The sequence below is a fragment of the Paraburkholderia madseniana genome (genome assembly GCF_009690905.1).
Taxonomy (GTDB): Bacteria; Pseudomonadota; Gammaproteobacteria; order Burkholderiales; family Burkholderiaceae; genus Paraburkholderia; species Paraburkholderia madseniana.
Map to the genome: position 1 here is coordinate 1 of NZ_VOSW01000011.1, position 17,356 is coordinate 17,356.

At 61.6% G+C, this 17,356-nt stretch carries 18 protein-coding genes; 6 read left to right on the forward strand and 12 right to left on the reverse strand.

Translation table 11 applies throughout. The annotated features are described in order from the left end of the window. Nucleotides 1–223: 223 nt before the first annotated feature. The 3 genes from FSO04_RS07755 to FSO04_RS07765 all read right to left on the reverse strand — a co-directional run bounded on the left by FSO04_RS07755 (nucleotide 224) and on the right by FSO04_RS07765 (nucleotide 2,496). Entirely contained in the window at nucleotides 224–1,048 is an 825-nt protein-coding gene (locus FSO04_RS07755) for an AraC family transcriptional regulator (protein ID WP_154559116.1), read from the reverse strand. Nucleotides 1,049–1,199: 151 nt separating this feature from the next. Next, entirely contained in the window at nucleotides 1,200–2,135 is a 936-nt protein-coding gene (epsC, locus tag FSO04_RS07760) for a serine O-acetyltransferase EpsC (RefSeq protein ID WP_154559117.1), read from the reverse strand. Nucleotides 2,136–2,262: 127 nt separating this feature from the next. Next, nucleotides 2,263–2,496 (reverse strand): hypothetical protein, encoded by a 234-nt coding sequence (locus tag FSO04_RS07765; RefSeq protein ID WP_154559118.1) that lies wholly within the window; start codon nucleotides 2,494–2,496, stop codon nucleotides 2,263–2,265. A 336-nt stretch (nucleotides 2,497–2,832) separates the two neighbouring features. On the opposite strand from FSO04_RS07765, the gene FSO04_RS07770 reads away from it, so the two are divergent. Further along, complete coding sequence (locus FSO04_RS07770; protein ID WP_154559219.1) at nucleotides 2,833–3,285, forward strand: DUF3005 domain-containing protein; 453 nt, start codon at nucleotides 2,833–2,835, stop codon at nucleotides 3,283–3,285. 207 nt (nucleotides 3,286–3,492) lie between these two features. Beyond that, nucleotides 3,493–4,098 carry a short chain dehydrogenase gene (locus FSO04_RS07775; RefSeq protein ID WP_154559119.1) on the forward strand — a complete coding sequence of 202 codons (606 nt, stop codon included), beginning with the start codon at nucleotides 3,493–3,495 and terminating at the stop codon, nucleotides 4,096–4,098. Between the two features lie 13 nt (nucleotides 4,099–4,111). Here the strand turns inward: FSO04_RS07775 and araD are convergent, their stop codons facing one another. From araD to FSO04_RS07810, 7 genes are all read right to left on the reverse strand, one after another. After that, complete coding sequence (gene araD / locus FSO04_RS07780) at nucleotides 4,112–5,851, reverse strand: L-arabinonate dehydratase (RefSeq protein WP_154559120.1); 1,740 nt, start codon at nucleotides 5,849–5,851, stop codon at nucleotides 4,112–4,114. Continuing rightward, a complete protein-coding gene (locus tag FSO04_RS07785; RefSeq protein WP_154559121.1) occupies nucleotides 5,848–6,771 on the reverse strand; it encodes an ABC transporter permease in 924 nt (307 codons plus the stop codon). Before FSO04_RS07785 ends, araD begins: the two co-directional genes overlap by 4 nt. Next, the gene (locus FSO04_RS07790; RefSeq protein WP_154559122.1) at nucleotides 6,771–7,649 is read right to left on the reverse strand and encodes an ABC transporter permease; all 879 of its coding nucleotides are present in this window, start codon (nucleotides 7,647–7,649) and stop codon (nucleotides 6,771–6,773) included. Before FSO04_RS07790 ends, FSO04_RS07785 begins: the two co-directional genes overlap by 1 nt. After that, nucleotides 7,646–8,725 (reverse strand): ABC transporter ATP-binding protein, encoded by a 1,080-nt coding sequence (locus FSO04_RS07795; RefSeq protein WP_154559123.1) that lies wholly within the window; start codon nucleotides 8,723–8,725, stop codon nucleotides 7,646–7,648. Before FSO04_RS07795 ends, FSO04_RS07790 begins: the two co-directional genes overlap by 4 nt. 142 nt (nucleotides 8,726–8,867) lie before the next feature. After that, entirely contained in the window at nucleotides 8,868–10,037 is a 1,170-nt protein-coding gene (locus tag FSO04_RS07800; RefSeq protein WP_154559124.1) for an extracellular solute-binding protein, read from the reverse strand. A gap of 285 nt (nucleotides 10,038–10,322) precedes the next feature. Continuing rightward, a complete protein-coding gene (locus FSO04_RS07805; RefSeq protein ID WP_154559125.1) occupies nucleotides 10,323–11,267 on the reverse strand; it encodes an SMP-30/gluconolactonase/LRE family protein in 945 nt (314 codons plus the stop codon). A gap of 107 nt (nucleotides 11,268–11,374) precedes the next feature. Then, the gene (locus FSO04_RS07810) at nucleotides 11,375–12,316 is read right to left on the reverse strand and encodes a dihydrodipicolinate synthase family protein (RefSeq protein ID WP_154559126.1); all 942 of its coding nucleotides are present in this window, start codon (nucleotides 12,314–12,316) and stop codon (nucleotides 11,375–11,377) included. A gap of 572 nt (nucleotides 12,317–12,888) precedes the next feature. On the opposite strand from FSO04_RS07810, the gene FSO04_RS07815 reads away from it, so the two are divergent. Then, on the forward strand, nucleotides 12,889–13,593 hold the full coding sequence (locus FSO04_RS07815; RefSeq protein WP_154559220.1) for a helix-turn-helix transcriptional regulator: 705 nt from the start codon (nucleotides 12,889–12,891) through the stop codon (nucleotides 13,591–13,593). Here FSO04_RS07815 and FSO04_RS07820 read toward each other — a convergent pair. Then, a complete protein-coding gene (locus FSO04_RS07820; RefSeq protein WP_154559127.1) occupies nucleotides 13,577–13,894 on the reverse strand; it encodes a helix-turn-helix domain-containing protein in 318 nt (105 codons plus the stop codon). The genes FSO04_RS07815 and FSO04_RS07820 overlap by 17 nt on opposite strands. Before the next feature lie 154 nt (nucleotides 13,895–14,048). Between FSO04_RS07820 and FSO04_RS07825 the strand changes: the two genes are divergently transcribed. Next, nucleotides 14,049–14,642 carry an acyl-homoserine-lactone synthase gene (locus FSO04_RS07825; RefSeq protein WP_093637295.1) on the forward strand — a complete coding sequence of 198 codons (594 nt, stop codon included), beginning with the start codon at nucleotides 14,049–14,051 and terminating at the stop codon, nucleotides 14,640–14,642. A 181-nt stretch (nucleotides 14,643–14,823) separates the two neighbouring features. Here FSO04_RS07825 and FSO04_RS07830 read toward each other — a convergent pair whose 3' ends face one another. After that, entirely contained in the window at nucleotides 14,824–15,513 is a 690-nt protein-coding gene (locus FSO04_RS07830; RefSeq protein WP_054040669.1) for a FadR/GntR family transcriptional regulator, read from the reverse strand. Nucleotides 15,514–15,803: 290 nt separating this feature from the next. Between FSO04_RS07830 and FSO04_RS07835 the strand changes: the two genes are divergently transcribed. Beyond that, nucleotides 15,804–16,271, forward strand: coding sequence for a universal stress protein (locus FSO04_RS07835; RefSeq protein ID WP_154559128.1), 468 nt, complete (start codon nucleotides 15,804–15,806; stop codon nucleotides 16,269–16,271). Nucleotides 16,272–16,652: 381 nt separating this feature from the next. Continuing rightward, on the forward strand, nucleotides 16,653–17,309 hold the full coding sequence (locus tag FSO04_RS07840; RefSeq protein WP_154559129.1) for a helix-turn-helix domain-containing protein: 657 nt from the start codon (nucleotides 16,653–16,655) through the stop codon (nucleotides 17,307–17,309). The last annotated feature ends 47 nt before the right edge of the window (nucleotides 17,310–17,356 follow it).

Consider the following 17,356-nt stretch of genomic DNA (forward strand, 5'->3'; position numbering starts at 1 on the left):
CCCTGTGCGGGGCGGCACCTACTTTTCTTTGCATGCCGCAAAGAAAAGTAGGCAAAAGAAAGCGGCTCAAACCGCTAATGCTAAGTGGGCACCGTGGTCTGCTGCGGGTAGTGGTGCATCTGGAATCTGTGTTCGTGCCCCTGCATACGCCAGTGACAAGGGCGTCATACTTCCGGCGGCGCTGCGCGCGCCGAAGCGTTGTTCTTAACCCCGTTGGCGTACTCTATCGCCGCTTCGCGGCTGCGTAGTTCGCAGGGGTCATGCCCATCAATCGCACGAATGCTCGGGTCATGTGGCTCTGATCCGCAAAGCCCGCTGAGGCTGCGGCGTCTGCCAAGGTCGCGCCACGCGCGATCAGTTGTCTCGCAAGCATTACCCTGCGCTGCATCCTGTATGCGTGCGGTGGTAACCCCATCTCGTGCGCGAAACCCCGTAGCAACTGGAAGCGACTCATGCCGGCGTCAGCAGCAAGGTCAGTTAGCGTGAGCGGTGACGAAGGGTCGTCGTCAATACGCGCCCTCGCTCGTGCAATCGGATTCAAGGTCTGTGACAACCGTGGACGTGCGTGCGCCGTCGCGTGAGTTCGAAGTAGATACCCAAGCAACTCGAGCATCGTCTCCTCTCGGATCAGGTCGTCCGGCACGGATTGCGCCTCCACCGATGCTGTGAACAGGCGCTCGAATAGCACCTTCAGTAACGGGTCGTGTACCACCGGTTGTGTCAGTTCGATCTCGTGTGTGGCGATTCCACTTAATTCGATTGCGGCGTCGCTTAGCATCGATGGCTCGAAATACAGCATGCGCCATGCGCGTCCGCGCTCGTCGAGCGGGCTGCCGTCGTGTACCTCCCCCGGGTTCACCATGATCGCGTCGTTCGCTCGTGCTTCTACTACGCCGCGGCCGCTTGATGATCGATGTCCGCCCGTAACGATCACGCCTACCCCGAAGCGGTCGTGCGAATGGCGCGGAAACGAATGCGTCGTTTCGGCCACCGTCGCTTCGACGCCGGCGATCGCGCAGCGAGGCATGTGAACGCGGCCGCGTGACATGGTGCGCCTCAGAAGTTAACTAGCGTTCCGCGCGGCACAACACGCGGCGGTCTGCACGCTGAATCGCGCAGCGAGCCGTATGCAGATCGCCAGAGCACCCCGCGCGCCAGTCCACGCGGCAAAGTGCGAGATGACGCGTGAGCCAACCCGCTCATCTACCGCCCCCCTCTTCCGTTCCCGTGCGCTCACCCTCGCGGATCTTGCCTTGCGATACGCTGCTGCCCGGCGGCACGCTATGCGTCAGCCACACATTGCCGCCGATCACCGAGCCGCGCCCGATCGTCACGCGGCCGAGAATCGTCGCGCCTGCATAAATCACGACGTCGTCTTCAACGATCGGATGGCGCGCGTTGCCCTTGACCAGCGTGCCGTCAACATCCGCAGCGAAGCTCTTCGCGCCGAGCGTCACGGCCTGGTAGACACGCACGCGCTCGCCGATGATCGCGGTCTCGCCAATCACAACGCCCGTGCCGTGATCGATAAAGAAACTCGGGCCGATGGTCGCGCCCGGGTGAATGTCGATGCCGGTCGCCGAGTGCGCGATCTCGTTGATGAAGCGCGCGAGCAAGGGCACGCCGAGGCGGTGCAGCGCGTGCGCAAGACGATGGTGCGTCATTGCCCACACGCCCGGATAACACAGCAGAATTTCAGTGATGTGCTGCGCGGCCGGGTCGCCGGTGAAAGCGGCCTGAATATCGCTGACCAGCAACGCGCGAATACCGGGCAACTGCGTGCCGAACTCGCGCGCGACATTGAACGCGCGCTCCTTCAGATCCGCATCGGGCGTTTCGCCAAACTCGGGCAGAAAGCGCAAGGCGCGGCGAATCTGTTCGGCAAGCAATCGCAACGTGCTTTCGAGCGTGTGGCCGACGTAGTAGTCGACGGTTTCGTCAGTTAGATCGGGGGCGCCGTAGTGCGTGGGAAACAACGCCGCGCGCAAGCCGGTGACAATGGCGATCACCGCATCGCGCGACGGCAACTCGCGAATGCCGAGCGGATGCCGCGTGCGATGCAATTCTTCACGCGACGCGCGCAGGTCCGCGACGATCTGTTCGAGACCCCAGTTGTGGGCAGGCACATTAGGCATAAAAGGACAGCGCCGCGCGATAGGCGCGGTTCAGAGTGATTGTCCCAAGAGATTACCGCGTTTTGCGGCGGTTCGCGCAACGTCGCGCGGCTGCCCGGTATGCCGGTTCGCGCGTGGCGGACGCGCTTCAGATCGTCACGCTGCTCGCATCGATCCAGCGCACGGCCCAGTCGCGTGCGTGCGCGATGGCGGTGGCTTCGTCAGGAAAACGCAAGTCAGTGGGGAAAAAACGGTTGGCGACCAGTTCGCCGTCGCTGGAGCGGGAGATGACCACATACGGTTGCCAAGTGCCATCGCACGCGCGCGCCGGCGCGCAATTCAGCAAGTAGCCGCGATGTGTGAATGCAGCATCGAAATGCATGTGTCACCCGCCCTGACGGCCCCGTAAGATGTTTTGAGTAGCGCGCGTCTGTTCGTTGTCGGCCATGTAAAAAAAAGCCGGACGCATGTCGTCGATTTAACCGCGCTTCGCTCGTCGGAGTAAGATCATACTCTGTAGAAAATAGGCGTCCATTAAAAAAAACGAAAAGAATCGCTGACGCAATCGCCACGTGAAATGCCCGCATATGTCACTGCACATAAGCTGCACATAAGCTGCGAGGCAACCGCGGTACAACTCACACGCACAAAGAGGTTGTGCGAGGCGGAACGGGTTTTGCTGCACTTCAACCATGTCCTCTTCAGTGGAGAATGCATGATGAACAGCGACATCAACAAGCCGGCAGACGCCGGCAAACTACCGCGCACCACCGGCCCGAGCACAACGGAACTGCATAACGACCGCACGCACGACAGCACGGTCGACACCGACGGCAAGAATCTCGAGGCCGCCCGCATCGCCGGCCACAGCCCGATCTCGCCGGACGAGATCACGACGAGCAACGCGAGCCTGATCAACAGCGTGCCCGAGGCACAGGACGGCATGGCCGGCTTCGACAGCCGGGTTGGCGGCAATCATCTGCTGCTGGCGCTCGAACCGGGCTACACGGTCATCGATAAAGGCATGGTCGAGCCGCAAGGCGTCGATTCAGAAGATGAACTGTTCGACGACCCGCGCCCAATCCGCAGCCGTCGCGAACGTGGCCGCATCCATTTCGCCCTCAATCACCTGCGCCCTACCCGCGTGATTGAATTACATCGGGCGAAATAAGTATTCGCGCGGCGCATATTTGTTTGAATTGCGCCGCTCGCACCAATTAATCAGTCCATTCCAAAGTGCGCACCGTTTGAATGACGGTGCGCGTTTCGTTACGGATTAGAAACTCAGGGTTGCAGGACCTGCAAGCCGAACGGGCTTTTTCCGCCCGTCGAACGCCGACACAATCGACTGCATGTCCAATACCAAACGGAGCAGCAGATGAAAAAAATTGTCGTAATAGGCGCAACCGGCACGGTCGGCCAGGCAGTGAGCACGGCATTGAAAGCACGCCATGAAGTCATCGAAGTGGGCGCGACGCGCGGCCAGTATCGCGTGGACAGCACCGACCCGGCCAGCATCGAGCGGCTCTTTAGCGAGATTGGTAAAGTCGACGGCATCGTCACCGCCACCGGCAAGCTGCATTTCGGCCCGCTGCCGGAGATGAGCGTCGAGCAGTTCTGGGTCGGTCTGCGCGACAAGCTGATGGGTCAGATCAATGTGGTGCTGGGCGCGCAGCGGTACGTGAACGACGGCGGTTCGTTCACGCTGACGAGCGGCATTGTCGGCGACGAACCGATTCGCGAAGGCGCGAACGCAACCACGGTCAATCTGGCCCTGGAAGGTTTCGTGCGCGGCGCCGCGATCGAATTGCCGCGCGGCATCCGCATCAACGTGGTGAGCCCGACCGTACTCACCGAAGCGATGGCTGCTTATGCGCCCTACTTCCGCGGCTTCGAGCCGGTCACCGCCGAACGTGCCGCGCAGGCCTATCTGCGCAGCGTTGAAGGCGCGCAAACGGGCCGCGTGTATCGCGTGGGGTATTGAGCCTTCAGAACGCTCAGTGAATCTCCGGCTCGCCGCTTGCATCCGTCTGCGCGCCGCCGCGCTGCAGGAAATCGAAGTCGCAGCCTTTATTCGCCTGCAGCACGTGCACCTGATGCAAGGCGCCAAAGCCGCGCGTAAACCGCGGCTCGGGTCTGACCCAGGCGGCCTTGCGGCGCGCCAGTTCTTCCTCCGCTACGAGCATGTTGAGCTTGCGCCGCGGCACGTCCAGCTCGATCAGATCGCCGCTCTGCACCAGTGCAAGCGGGCCGCCGATAAACGACTCCGGCGCGACGTGCAATACGCACGCACCGTAGCTCGTCCCGCTCATCCGCGCATCCGAGATACGCACCATATCGCGCACGCCCTTTTGCAGCAGTTTCCGCGGGATCGGTAATTGCCCCCACTCGGGCATGCCTGGCGCCCCCACCGGTCCCGCGTGCTGCAGCACGATCACACAGGTCTCGTCGATGTCGAGCGCTTCGTCGTCGATGCGCGCGGCCATGTCGTTGTAGTCCTTGAACACCACGGCGCGGCCGGTGTGCACGAGCAAGCGCGGCTCGGCGGCACCGGGTTTGATCACGGCGCCGTCGGGCGCGAGATTGCCGCGCAGCACCGCGAGACCGTTATTGGGCAGGAGCGGCGCGCTGCGGCGGCGGATCACCTCGTCGTTGAAAATCGTCGCGCCTTCGAGGTTTTCGCCGAGCGTGCGGCCATTCACCGTTTTCTGCGAACGGTCGATCAGGTCGCCCAGTTCAGCAAGCATGGCCGGCAATCCGCCCGCGTAGAAAAAGTCCTCCATCAGATACGCGCCGGTCGGACGAACGTTCGCCAGCACCGGCGTGCGGCGCGAGATGTCGTCATAGCGATCAAGCGTCAGTTCGACGCCGGCGCGGCGTGCGAGCGCGATCATATGCACGATCGCGTTGGTCGAACCAGAGAGCGCGAGGCAGGTGGTCACGGCGTTATCGATTGAGCCGGCGGTGATCAGATCGGATGGTTTCAGGTCCTCCCACACCATCTCGACGATACGCATGCCGGTTTTCGCCGCCATCTGCGCGTGCCGCGAATCCACTGCGGGAATGGAGGCAAATCCGGGCAACGTGAAGCCGAGCGCTTCGGCAGCGCTCGTCATGGTCGACGCGGTGCCCATTGTCATGCAGTGACCCGGCGAGCGGGCAATGCCGCCTTCCACACCTTGCCAGTCCCCTTCCGTGATGGTCCCCGCGCGCAACTCGGCCCAGTATTTCCAGACGTCAGAACCGGAGCCAAGCGTGACACCGTTCCAGTTGCCGCGCAGCATCGGACCGGCCGGCAGAAAGATCGCCGGCAGATCCATCGAGATCGCGCCCATCAGCAAGGCGGGCGTGGTCTTGTCGCAACCACCCATCAGCACGACGCCATCGGCGGGATACGAGCGCAGCGTCTCCTCGGCTTCCATCGCGAGGAAGTTGCGATAGAGCATCGTGGTGGGCTTCTGGAACGGCTCGGCGAGCGTCTGCACGGGCAGCTCGACCGGAAAGCCGCCTGCCTGCCAGATGCCGCGTTTCACTTCCTCGACACGTTGCTTGAAATGCGTGTGGCAGGTATTGATCTCGCTCCATGTGTTGAGGATCGCGATGACCGGCTTGCCAGCGTATTCCTCGCGGCTATAGCCCATTTGCGCGGTACGCGAGCGGTGGCCGAACGAGCGCAGATCGTTTAAGCCGTACCAGCGGTGGCTGCGCAGTTCTTCGGGTTTCTTTCGCTTCGTCAACGTCTTTGCTCCTTCACGCGCGACACGATCTGCGTCGGGCTGACGAATTGCAGCGCGATCAGCACCCAGATCAACGTGATCGCCATGTAGATCATCGCCATCGCGTCGATCGATTGCGGTGCGCGCACGCCGGTTGAAAATACAGCGTAGTACAAGGCGACCACGAGCGTTTGCGTCGCGGGGCCCGCTGTAAAGAATGTCAGCTCGAACATGCCGATCGTGCGCACCAGCACGAGCAGCCCGGCGGCCAACATGCCGGGCACCAGCAGGGGCAGCAGCACGTAGCGGAAATAGCGAAACGTGTTCGCCCCGAAAATGCGCGCCGCCGCTTCGAGATTGGGATCGATCTGCTCGATGAACGGCGTCATCACCAGAATCACGAACGGCAGCGCCGGCACGAGATTCGCAAGGATCACGCCGCTCAAGGTGCCCGCAAGGCCGACTTTGTACATCACGGTTGCCATCGGAATGCCGTAGGTCACGGGCGGCACCATCAGGGGCAACAGGAAAATCAGCATCGCCATGCGCTTGCCGCGAAACTGCACGCGGGCGAGCGCATACGCCGCGGGCACGCCGAGTACAACCGACAACACCACCACGGCGCCGACCACTTCGACGGTGACCCACAACACGCTCGCGAGCTGAAAATCGCTCCACGCCTGCGCGTACCAATGCAGCGTGAAGCCTTGCGGCAACAAGGTGCCGAACCAGCGGGTCGCCAGCGAATTCACCGCGACGGTCGCAATCAGCAACACCACGTTGACGAGAAAGAACACCATCGCGCCCCACACCAGCACCTGCCAGATGCGGCCCGGCACGCTGGCGCGCTGCTTCACGCGCTTGCTGGGTTGCTGGGCGCCGTCGTTGTTTTCCTTCGACGCGGACCACGAAGGATGCGCGGCGCGGTGATCGCTAGCCATCAGCCTTTGCCTCCCGTCACCGGACCGCTGTAGAAGAAGCGGCGCGCGCCGAGCATCGCGGCGACCACCAGCAGTTGCACGAAACCCATCACCATTGCGATCGCCGAAGCAAGCGAATAATCGTAGCTTTCGAACGCGGCTTCGGCTGCGGCGATCGACATCACACGCGTCGGGCCGGCGGGCGCACCCAGCAGCACCGCCGATGGAAAGACCGAGAACGCCTGCACGAACGACAAACAGGCGGCCATCGTTAATCCAGGGACCAGCAGCGGCAAATAGATCCGGCGGAACTGCTGCCACGGGCTCGCGCCGAGCGTGGCGGCAGCGCTCGCGAGCGTCGGATCGATGCCGGTCACGTAGGACAGCGTCAGCAGAAACGCAAACGGAAAACCCGACACGATCAGCGAAATCAGCACGCCCCAGAAGTTATGCGTCAGACGCACTTCATTGGTGTAGAGATGCAATCCTTGCAATGCCTGGGGAAACCAGCCATTCGGGCCGAAATACGTGAGCATGCCGTCGGCGATCAGCACGGTGCCGAGCGTGACAGGAATCACCAGCAGCGTCGTGGCGAGTTTCTGATAGGGCGAATTGCGGCGCAGCGCAAACGCCACCGGAACCGACACGCCTACATTGATCAGCGTCGCGGGCACGGCGAGCTTGAGCGTGACGAGAATGGTCGGCCACATCGACGAGTCGGTGAAGAACGTCAGGTAGTTGGCCCACAGGCCGCCGCCGTTCATCGGCCGGAACGACAGCACCAAACCATACGCAAAGGGATAGATGAACAACGCCACGATGAAAATCAAAGCTGGCGCGACCAGCCACGCCTTGGCGTCGCGCGGTGCGAGCGGCGGCGACAGCGTGGGCGTGTTCAAGCAGCCTCTCCGTCATAGACGAGCGTACGTGAGGGCGGCACGCGCAGACTGATGCGTTCGCCCTCTTCGAATTCGCCCGCGATGCGCGCCCACAAATCGCCGAACGCGGTCTTCACCCGCAGCAGTGAATCGTGCCCGCCGTATTCCACGGTGTTCACCAACGCGTCAAAGGCGTTTTCCATGCCAGGTGCCGCGTGCTCCATATCCTCGGGGCGCAGCGCGACGCTCACGCGCTTGCTGTTGAAACCGGCCATCGGCGTGCCGATCAGACGCACACCATTCGCGCTCACCGCAACCCCATCGCCTTGCGTGCCTTCGAGCGTGAATTCGGCTACGTTTCGATAGCCCATGAAACGCGCCACGTGCAAGTTTTGCGGCCGCGTGTAGACCTCTTTCGGCGTGCCGATCTGCTGCACCACACCCTCTTTCATCACGACGATGCGATCGGCCATGGAAAGCGCTTCGTCCTGATCGTGCGTCACGTAGAGCGTCGCGCGTTCGAGCTTACTGTGGATGCGACGAATCTCAGCACGCATTTCGATGCGCAGCTTCGTATCGAGATTCGACAGCGGTTCGTCCATCAGAATCAGTGGCGGTTCGATCACGATCGCACGCGCAATCGCCACCCGCTGCTGCTGACCGCCCGACAGTTGTCCGGGCAGCTTACGCTCATGACCGACCAGTTGTACGAGCTGCAATGCTTCGCGCACCCGGCGCACTGCCTCGCTCCTGCCGACGCCACGCATCTTCAATCCGAAGCCGACGTTATCCAGCACGCTCATATGCGGAAAGAGGGCGTAGTTCTGGAACACCATGCCGAAGCCGCGCTTTTCCGGCGGCAGCACGTCGATGCGTTTATCGTCGAGCCAGATGCCGCCGCCGCTCAAGGGCTGCAAGCCGGCGATGCAATTGAGCGCCGTCGATTTTCCGCAACCCGAAGGTCCGAGCAACGCAATGAACTCGCCACGCTGGATATTCAGATCGAGCCCTTGCAGCGCCGCGACCGCCTGGCCCTCCGCATTCGTGAAACTGCGGCTCACCGAATCGAGCCGCAACTGCTCAAAGTGATGCTTCATGGCGGTTTCCTGATGCGCGTGACGCTCGAATCGCGAAGGCTCAATCGAACAGAGGCGCGTGATGCTTCGTGCCGGCTTCCTGTGTGCATGGCAGGCGAACCTCTGCGGACCGAATGAACGCGCGCACGGACTCACTCAGTGGCTACTTGGTCTTCTGCGCGCCTACGTCGCTGTCCCACTTCTTGAAAGCCGCGACCATTGCAGCCGCATTCAGCGGCAAGACATGCGGACGCTCGGCCAGCAGCTTCGCGTACTCGGGCCGACCATATTTCGTCAGCACATCCTGGCTGTGCGCGGGCGCCTGCTCGACACTCACGCCCTTGATCGCCGGCCCGGGATAGAAATAACCGTCGTCATAGGTCATGGCCTGCTGCGCCGGTTCGAGCATGAAGTTCATCAGCTTGTAGATTACGTCGAGCTTTTCCTTCGGCACACCCTTCGGAATCACCATGAAGTGCGCGTCGTTCACCCACGTCATGTTGTCGAATGCCTGCACGCGGAATTCCGCCGGCACGATGCCGAGCGCGCGCGGGTTGATGTCCCAGCCGGTCACCGTCACGGTCATGTCGCGCGTACCCTCGCCGAGTTCTTTCATCACCGCCGATGTGCCGCCGGGATAGTAAGGAATGCAATCGTTCAATTGCTTGAGGAAAGCCCACGTCTTGTCCCAGCCGTGAATCGGATCTTGCGGATCCTTGTCGCCGAGCACGTAAGGCAGGCCCATCAGGAACGTGCGGCCCGGACCGGAGTTCGCCGGCCGCGCGTAGATCAGCTTGTCCGGATGCGCCTTGCACCATTGCAGAAGTTGCTCAGGCGTTCTGGGCGGATCAGTCACTTTGGCCGGGTTGTATTCAAGCAACGGACCGGCCGGCATATAGGCGACCTCGAGACCGAAGCCTTGTGCCAGGTCCTGCATCTTGCGCGGACCGGGCGCGTATTTGTCGAGCACGCCGGGGAATGCCGCCGCATTGTCCGGCAACAGCTTCATCCAGAGATTCTGTTCGATGCCGGCGGCCAGTGCGTCAGTGCCCGTCAGGACGAGATCGATGTCGGAGCGGCCAGCGGCCTGCATCGCCTTGATCTTGCCGGGCAACTGCGGCGCGGGCGCGTTGGTGAACGTGAGATTGGCGACGAGATTCGGATACTTCGCCTTGAAGGCTTCGAAACCCTTCTGCGTGAGTTGAAGGTCGCCGGCTACGTCGACGATATTTAGCGTTACCGGATCGGCCGCATGCGCGGTGGTTCCCAATGCGGCGCTTGCCACGAGACTTACGGACACCAGCCTGAGCGCCAACCTGCCTGAAACAGTCATTGCGTCTCCTCGCTTCTTGGTATGGAAGTCCGCCGGCCAGATGCGCTGCTGGCGGTGTCTCTCTACCAATGGAACATAGCGAAGCGGAACTGCCGATGTCAAGCAAATACTCGCCACCGGGTTTTGCCCAGAAAATTGGCTTTTTTTGCGGGGAATCCTTGTGGTTCAACGGTTTGCGCGCGTTATCCAAGGGCAAACCCGGAGTCGACAAGCAAGTCGGGCAGCTAGTTGTCAAGCAACCTGCACTTGCACTGCGCACTCAGGCTGCCCGCACGCCTTGCGCGCTCACCCGCCCTGGACGCCCTGCGTATTCACATACACCGAATACAAGCCGTGGCTCGCCGCCATGAACAACCGGTTGCGATGGCGTCCGCCGAAGCACACATTCGCGCAGCGCTCCGGTAACGCGATATGGCCGATCGGCTCGCCTTGCGGCGTGAAGACGCGCACGCCGTCGAGTTCGTCGGTGCCCATGCCCCAGCCGCACCAGAGATTGCCGTGTGTGTCGACGCGAAAGCCGTCCGGCGTGCCCGGCCCGGCGTCGATCAGCACGCGGTTGTTCGACAGTACTGCCCGCTCGCCGCTGGCGTCGACATCAAACGCGCGAATCTTGCGCGGCACGCCACGCGATTCGACGATGTACAGCACAGACTCGTCCGGCGAAAACGCGAGGCCGTTCGGGCCCAGCACGTCGTCGGCGACCATGGTCACCTCGCCCGATTGGCCGTCGATGCGGTATACACACGCGGGCAGTTCCGACTCCTGCCGCTCGCCCTCATAAAAACTGTCGATGCCGAAGGTCGGATCGCTAAACCAGATCGAACCGTCCGACTTCACGATCACGTCATTCGGCGAGTTGAAACGCTTGCCAAGGTAACGGTCGGCGAGCACGGTAATCGAACCGTCGTACTCGGTCCGCGTGACGCGCCGCGTCAGGTGCTCGCAGGTCACAAGGCGGCCCTGGCGGTCGCGCGTGTGGCCGTTCGCATTGTTCGACGACTGGCGAAACGTGGTCACCGCGCCGCTAGTTTCATCCCAGCGCAGGATACGGTCATTGGGGATGTCGCTCCACAGCAGATAGCGGCCGTCGCCGAACCAGACCGGCCCTTCTGACCAGCGCGCGCCCTGATATAGACACTCGACGGAAGCAGACGCCAGGATCAGCGACCTGAAGCGTGGATCGAGAACGCGAATGGAGGGATCGGGATAGCGTCGGCTGGTGTCGATCATGCGTAGGCTTTGAACGATGGAAGTTGAGGGGGAAAGCGAGTCGAAGCGCGTTGTGTCCTGCACGCCGGCGCGCCGCGCACGCACCTGTAATCGGGGCCGCTGCGAGGTCAATGCGACGCCGGCTTCTGCGCGAACTGACGCTCCAACGCGAGCAGGACCTGCGTCGCATGATCGATCTTCGCATGATGTTCGGGCGGCGTCGAACTGAGTAGCGGCAGGATCGGCCCCATGTCGGCAATCTTCGAGAACGTGACAGCATCGTGCAGCACGCGGATCAGCGAGATTTCGTCACGCAGGGTTTCGAGTGGCAGGAACGCGTCATAGAGACGCTGCGCCTTGTCGGTATCACCGGTTCCGACGGCTTGCAGCAGGGCCATGACCATGCGCGGCGCAATGCATCCCGAACCCGTCGTCCATGCGACCAGACCGAACTCGCGCAGATGGACGAGCGCAGGCCGCTCGCCCATGCCCGACACCACCTTGACCACAGGCACGGCTTGCACAAGTCGGCGCAGATACGGATCATCCGCAGGATTGTCGCGCACGATCGCGTATTTGACGGCCAGCAGCGTGCCGCGCTCGATCAATCGCGCGAGCGTGTCGAGCTCCACGTAGTTTTCGCTCTTGATGTACAGGGTGAGCGGCATGCCCGCCGCGTCGGCGACGCGCGTGAGCCCCGCCTCCACGCCTTCGGACGTCGTAAAACCGCTCAGCGGCAACACCATTGCCGTACGGTAGCGGGTTTGCGCAAGGATACGGGCCTGATCGACCATTTTCCCGTAGTCGGGACCGATTGACGGGATCACGCGCGTGCCTGCACTCGCTGCGTCGGCCAGTAGATCCAGCAAGTCCCGATACTCGCTGACGGCCACGTGATAGAGGTTCGCATTGCCGCCGTACAGCAAGGTGCGCACGCCGCCAGCCTCGATGTGGCGGATCAGCGCGCGATTTTCGGCGGCGTCCAGCGTGTAGTCGGCGCGGCGTGCAAGCGGTGGCACAGCTATCACCGACGCGACGAACTCACTGTCGAGAATCGGGGATTCGTTCATGACGCCTCAAACGCACGGGGACTGGGCGTTCAAGTTAGCACCGGGTTCGCAATGTTGTCAAACAACCTGAGTAAGATGTCATCGCGCCATCTTGAGTCGAAGTCGATGCGAAGAAGCCAAAGCCGGCAAAGTCCGGTACGTCGCTTTCGTATGACAATAGACGGCGACAGGCGGGTGTTAGAGAATGGCAAAGGGCCAGGTGGAAATCGTCAATTGGGTAATTAGCGTGGTTTTGTCCGGAATTTCGACACGCACGGTCATTCAAAGTGGTTTGACAATAATGTTGCAAATCAAATGCATCAAAAAGGCCACTACGAGAAAATTACCCACTTTATCGACCCGTGAATGTTAATCAGGTCGAAGAAATCCGATATAAGGAGTAATTCGTTCGCCTGGTTGCAGAACTAGCGCTGGTGGCGTTTCTTTAGAAATCACCCTTGGCTTGCGAAATAATTTTTAGTGATAGATTGTGAAGATAAAAACAGCCGGACGGATCGCCGTACCGCAATTAACCGCAACGGGACGTTTGCGAGTCTGAGAGAACCAAATTGTCGCTACATTTTATCGAGGAAATGGCGCCGCTACTGAACGCCGCAGATGAAGCGGAATGGTTCGGCGCGATCGCGGGCCTGGCCGACACATGGGGCTTCGACAGGCTTTTGATTGCCATGCTGCCGCGCCCGACCATTCGCCTTGAAGACGCCTATGTGCGGAGCACCTACGCACCGGCCTGGCGGCGCACCTACGACGAGCAGGGGCTCGTCCATATCGACCCGACTGTCTCGCATTGCGCGACACGCGCCGCGCCGCTGATCTGGTCGCCGGACATTTTTACGACCGCACCGCAGCAGTCGATGTATGAGGAAGCCCGCGCGCACGGCCTGCGCTCAGGTGTGACGTTGCCGATTCATGGGCCGAACCAGGAAGCCGGCATGATGTGCTTCGTCAATGACAGCAATCCGACCGACGCGTTCTGGCGTCACATCAACGTCGCGTTGCCGAATCTGGTGTTATTGCGCGATCTGGTGATCGATACCAGTCAGCGCCATTTGAATACGCACACTCAGACTTTATTGCCCAAGCTGACGCCGCGCGAACGCGAATGTCTGAAATGGACCGCGCGCGGCAAATCCACCTGGGAAATCTCCCATATCCTGAGCTGCTCGGAAGCCGTTGTGAACTTCCACATGAAGAACATCAGGACGAAATTCGGTGTGAATTCGCGGCGCGCGGCGGCCGTGATCGCCACGCAGTTGGGGCTTATTGACCCGGGTTGAGCAAGGCGACGGCGTCGCGGCTGTACAGCACCCGCTCAGCCCGTCCCAGATCGGCGTCGGAAACGGTTTTGGTGAAGTAGAGGCCCAGCAGGATCGACACCGGCGCCGGAATTTCGGCACCCGATTCGAACCGGCTGCCACGCGACTGCGTCACGCCAAAGCGTGCCCAGAAGCGGCGCTGGCTCTCCTTCTTCTTCTTGCGGTAGGCAATGATCAGAACACGATCCACCGCCGATGACGGCTCTGCCGGGCGGGTTTGGACCGAGGGTTGCGCTTGCCAGTGGTTTTCGAGAAGTTCCATTTTTGTGTCCCGTCGGTTGAGGGCTGAGGCTTATCTCGAATTCTGCGTTATCCGATAAGCATGCACACCTATCCAGGTAGGTAGGTGGCGGAAAGATTCAAAATGCATAAGTTTTCTTGCGTATTGGGTACCCCAACACGTTCAGGAGAACGTCATGCAAACAGCAATCCGGATTGGAATGCGGCAGGAATTCGACAACGCGGACATCAACGAGATGTACCGCCTGCGGGCCCGGGTGTTTCACGGGCGGCTCGGGTGGGACATCCCGACCATCGCGGGCATGGAAATCGACGGCTACGACGCGCTCGGGCCGCACTACATGCTGATTCAGGGCGACGATCGGCACGTGCGGGGCTGCTGGCGCCTGATGCCGACGGAAGGGCCGAACATGCTGAAGGACACCTTCCCGCAATTGCTCCACGGCGCGGATGCACCGGTCGGGCGGCATATCTGGGAACTGAGCCGGTTTGCGATCGAAACCAGCGGCGAGGAACAGTCGTTCGGCTTTGCCGACCTGACGATGCAGGCGATTCACGAACTCGTGACGTTCGCCGACCGGATGGGCATCACCCGCTATGTCACGGTGACCACCACGCCGATCGAACGGCTCCTGCGCAAGACCGGGATCGACATCAGCCGGCTCGGGTCACCCCTGCAGATCGGCGTGGAACGGGCCGTGGCGCTGGATATCGCGGTCAGTCCGAAGACCCGCACCGCCCTGTTCGGGCCGATGGCTGCCGCCGCCTGACGGCAGGGCACCACTGGGGCCGCGGTTGCGGTGACCCGTTTGCGGGCAGTCCGGATGCAATGGGCTAGTTGCAGTGGACTGGTCACGGCGGGCTGGTCGCGGTTGCCCGGCTAAAGCAGACCGGCAGCCCGGTTACCTGGTTACCTGGTATTTGCGACCCGCGGCGGAGACACGCGGGATATCAGGAACCGAACATCCGCTCGAGCGCATTCTCGAGATGCGCGCGCATCGCCTTCCCCGCTGCAGGGCCGTCCTTACGGCGGATCGCCTCGAGCACGGCCATATGTTCGGCCTGCACGAGCCGCTGCCGCTCCACCGTTTTCACGAGCGAAAGATTGCGCGACAGATTCATGCTGAACAGAATCTGTTCTTCGATGAACGACATGACCGTGATGAAAAACGGGTTCTTCGAGGCGCGCGCCACCGCCAGGTGGAACATGAAATCGTCCTGCGCGCCGATGCCCCGGGTCTCGATGATGCGTTCCAGTTGGTCCCACGCATGCTGGATCGCGGCGATGTCGTCCGCATCGGCCTTGAGCGCGGCCTGTTCGGCCGCGCCCGCTTCGGTCACGATGCGAAATTCATAACAGCGGCGGATGTCGGACAGCGTTTCGAGCGGCGCGAACCGCCGCACATCCGGGTCCGGCCGCCGCGCGACCGTGGTGCCCGAACCGTGCCGCGTCATGATGATCCCGTCCGCCCGCAAGCGCGCCAAAGCCTCGCGTACAGTGGGCCGCGACGTCGCAAAGCGTTCGGCCAGCGCATGCTCGGTAGGCAGCCGCTCGCCTTCCTTGTACTCGCCTTCAAGAATGCGATTGAGGATGTCGCCGTAGATCTTGTCGGGCAAGCCCGTCGTTTTGCGCTCGTTCATCAGCGGTGCTGAAGCAGCTTGTCTGAGTAGGTCCTGATTGTAAGGCAAACCTGACCCTATCTTGATTTAACATAGGCACCCCGGCTTGACAGGCATGCCGCAAACGCCTGCTGCACGGTGATTGCCGGGTGACGCGCCGCTATCGCAAAATTTGACAAGTGTTTGATTTACATCCTGACAGGATGCACCTTTTTCAGCGATCATTTACGCTGGTATCGGAGATAAATCGTCAATGAGCCCGGCCGTGCGCAATGGCCGCGGCATCCCAATCCTTCAGACGCGGAGTCGATATGTACACACGCATCCTCGTAGCGGTCGACGGCAGCCACACCTCGCGCCGCGCATTCGAAGCAGCGCTCGCGCTGGCGAAATCCACCGGCGCTGTCATGCAGCCGCTCTACGTCGTCGAAAACACGCCGATGTATTTCGAAGCGCCCGGTTATGACCCGTCCATTCTGCGCAACCGCCTCGTCGAAGAGGGCAAGGAACTCTGCGCGGAATTCGCCCAGGCCATGGCAGCGAAAGGCGTCAAGGGGGAGCTCATCGTGGGCGAAGCCTCCTCGCTCGACGACGTGTCGGTGGTCGTGCTAAAAGCGGCCGCCGATTTCAACGCCGATCTGCTGGTAATGGGCACGCATGGCCGGCGCGGTTTTCAGCGCCTGATTCTCGGCAGCGTCGCAGAGCGCTGCGTGCGCCAGGCGACCTTGCCGGTACTGCTGATCCCCTCTGCGGCCGGCAAGGTTAGTGAAGACGCTTGAACGCGTGGCAACGCACATTGCAAAGCGTGTGCTTGCCGAATCAAGCGGCACACGCAGCGCTATATCTTCGAAATCAGTGCAGAGCATGCTCGCCACGATACATAGCAGTCCATAACCACAAGCAGCAATGCGAGCGTGACATCGCTCAAGATGCCTAACCGCGCGAACGCGTCATTTTGTCGCTAAACGGGGGGCATGGGCGGTGGGACAATCAGTTGTTACTCTGACAAATGGTTGCAGAACATGCCTACTCCTAACGCTGTGACTCGCTCCGCCGGCGCTGCCGATTCCATTCCGATCCCGTCGCCGGCGCGTGGCGGCCGTCGTGCCGCGCCGGTGAGGGCAACTGCGCGCACCGCCGCTCGTTGTTCGAGTTGTTCGATGCGGGCGCTCTGCATGCCGCAAGGCTTGTCGCCCAAAGAACTAACGAAACTCGAAGCGCTCATTTGCAGCGCGCGCTCCGTGCAGCGCGGCGAAGCGCTGTACCGCAGCGGCGACCGCTTCGACAATATTTACGCCGTGCGTTCCGGCTCCATGAAAACCGTCATGGCCCACCGTGACGGCCGCGAACAGGTCACAGGGTTGCGCCTTGCCGGCGAAGCGCTCGGCCTCGACGGTATCAGCGAAGACGTACATGCATGCAGCGCCGTCGCGCTTGAAGACAGCACCGTGTGTATCGTTCCCTACCCCGCCCTCAAATCCTTGTGCCGTGAAATCAGTTCGATGCAGGACCGCCTGCACAAACTGCTGGGCGAACAGATCGTCCGCGAAGCCGGCCAGATGATGGTGCTCGGCTCCCTTTCGGCGGACGAACGCGTGGCGGCATTTCTGCTCGACGTGTCGGAGCGCAACGCGCAACGCGGCTATTCATCGGCGGAATTCAATTTGCGCATGACACGGGAGGACATGGGCAGCTACCTCGGCATGACGCTCGAAACCGTGAGCCGCACCCTGTCAAGATTTCAAAAGCGCGGCCTGATCGACACACAAGGCAAACACATCCGGATCGTCGATCTGGAGGGCTTGCAGAAGGTGTAAGCCGTACGCGCAGGACCTGGCCCGCGCCGCCACGTCCCCGGCTATCC

Bases quoted from the DNA above. Each gene is read 5' to 3' on its own strand.
- FSO04_RS07785 (WP_154559121.1), bottom strand. From the start codon at position 6,771: ATGGCTAGCGATCACCGCGCCGCGCATCCTTCGTGGTCCGCGTCGAAG.
- FSO04_RS07770 (WP_154559219.1), top strand. From the start codon at position 2,833: ATGAACAGCGACATCAACAAGCCGGCAGACGCCGGCAAACTACCGCGC.
- FSO04_RS07820 (WP_154559127.1), bottom strand. From the start codon at position 13,894: ATGGAACTTCTCGAAAACCACTGGCAAGCGCAACCCTCGGTCCAAACC.
- FSO04_RS07835 (WP_154559128.1), top strand. From the start codon at position 15,804: ATGTACACACGCATCCTCGTAGCGGTCGACGGCAGCCACACCTCGCGC.
- FSO04_RS07795 (WP_154559123.1), bottom strand. From the start codon at position 8,725: ATGAAGCATCACTTTGAGCAGTTGCGGCTCGATTCGGTGAGCCGCAGT.
- FSO04_RS07815 (WP_154559220.1), top strand. From the start codon at position 12,889: ATGGCGCCGCTACTGAACGCCGCAGATGAAGCGGAATGGTTCGGCGCG.
- FSO04_RS07840 (WP_154559129.1), top strand. From the start codon at position 16,653: ATGCGGGCGCTCTGCATGCCGCAAGGCTTGTCGCCCAAAGAACTAACG.
- epsC (WP_154559117.1), bottom strand. From the start codon at position 2,135: ATGCCTAATGTGCCTGCCCACAACTGGGGTCTCGAACAGATCGTCGCG.
- FSO04_RS07800 (WP_154559124.1), bottom strand. From the start codon at position 10,037: ATGACTGTTTCAGGCAGGTTGGCGCTCAGGCTGGTGTCCGTAAGTCTC.
- FSO04_RS07805 (WP_154559125.1), bottom strand. From the start codon at position 11,267: ATGATCGACACCAGCCGACGCTATCCCGATCCCTCCATTCGCGTTCTC.
- FSO04_RS07755 (WP_154559116.1), bottom strand. From the start codon at position 1,048: ATGTCACGCGGCCGCGTTCACATGCCTCGCTGCGCGATCGCCGGCGTC.
- FSO04_RS07775 (WP_154559119.1), top strand. From the start codon at position 3,493: ATGAAAAAAATTGTCGTAATAGGCGCAACCGGCACGGTCGGCCAGGCA.
- FSO04_RS07830 (WP_054040669.1), bottom strand. From the start codon at position 15,513: ATGAACGAGCGCAAAACGACGGGCTTGCCCGACAAGATCTACGGCGAC.
- FSO04_RS07765 (WP_154559118.1), bottom strand. From the start codon at position 2,496: ATGCATTTCGATGCTGCATTCACACATCGCGGCTACTTGCTGAATTGC.
- FSO04_RS07825 (WP_093637295.1), top strand. From the start codon at position 14,049: ATGCAAACAGCAATCCGGATTGGAATGCGGCAGGAATTCGACAACGCG.
- FSO04_RS07810 (WP_154559126.1), bottom strand. From the start codon at position 12,316: ATGAACGAATCCCCGATTCTCGACAGTGAGTTCGTCGCGTCGGTGATA.